A 1,049-nucleotide genomic window follows, 5' to 3' on the forward strand; every position below is an offset into this window, starting at 1 on the left:
TAAAGTGAAACTTTAATTAGTCCTTACCAATCGGGCTTTTACCGGTAGCCCCCCGCCCACATATCATATACCTTTCTACCACTAAGATATCTTAATATATACAAAGAAAGAAGAACTTATATAAGCCCTTCTTTCCATAAATTGTTTCTTTACTCCATCTAATTTATTTTATCACGATAAATAAATTCACTATTACACAAATGCACCCCAACCGTCTGTATATCCACCAAACTCTTCACCCAGTTTATTCAATTCCTTTTGCATCTCTACAATATCCTCATAAATTAAGAACATTTCTTTAGAACAAGTACATGTCCAATCTTCAAATTCTTCATTATAATCTAATTCACAATTTAAGCCCAGCTCTTGTAGTCTGCCAATTATTTTTTCTCCATTACCTTGATCAGGAATTGCAATAAAGAAATCTACTATATGTTTTTTATTAAAATCTATACCTTGCTTGTATAACATATTTAATACTTGTCCATCTTCATCTTTTGGGAATTTCATTATTTCTCTCCTTTTTCTACAGCATATAATAAACCTTCATTTGGAACAAAAAATATTCCATTACTTAAAGTCCTCTTTACCCGTTATTTTTAAGTTTTTTCCATTCTGTATACCTAATATCAATCACTTCTTTTAATTTAAAGTAATTTTCCCAAGTATCTTGCACTTGATATAATGTATCACACTCTAAAAATACATCATCATAATCATCTAAATATAAACCTTTTTCAAAATCAAAATAATCTATTGCAAATTGATTCCCTTCATCATTTAACATGTCATCGCTTAAAACCCCATCCCAGAACATATAAACTTGAGTTCCAGTCATTTTTCTAAGCTTAAATTTATTAATTTCCTCTTCAGTCTCTTCTAAAAATTCATCACTAAATAAATTATTATCAATAATCCAACCTAAGAACATTCCAGTATGTACAAATGCTTGCTCCATCGGTAATTCTTGTGGGAAATCTCCTTCATAATGATATTTAGCTTTATCGTAAATTATCGTTTGGAACAAAATTCTCACTCCTATTTCACAT

The 1,049-nt window shown here is 29.6% G+C and carries 2 protein-coding genes; both read right to left on the bottom strand.

Annotated features, from left to right (window positions below):
* Nucleotides 1-192 precede the first annotated feature (192 nt).
* Entirely contained in the window at nt 193-510 is a 318-nt protein-coding gene (locus ABWK52_RS29535) for a ribonuclease E inhibitor RraB (protein ID WP_000671650.1), read from the bottom strand.
* Nucleotides 511-586: 76 nt separating this feature from the next.
* The gene (locus ABWK52_RS29540) at nt 587-1,027 is read right to left on the bottom strand and encodes a DUF7832 domain-containing protein (RefSeq protein ID WP_000487868.1); all 441 of its coding nucleotides are present in this window, start codon (nt 1,025-1,027) and stop codon (nt 587-589) included.
* Between the last annotated feature and the right edge of the window lie 22 nt (nt 1,028-1,049).

This window comes from Bacillus sp. AP50, assembly GCF_040492675.1.
Lineage (GTDB): Bacteria > Bacillota > Bacilli > Bacillales > Bacillaceae_G > Bacillus_A > Bacillus_A cereus.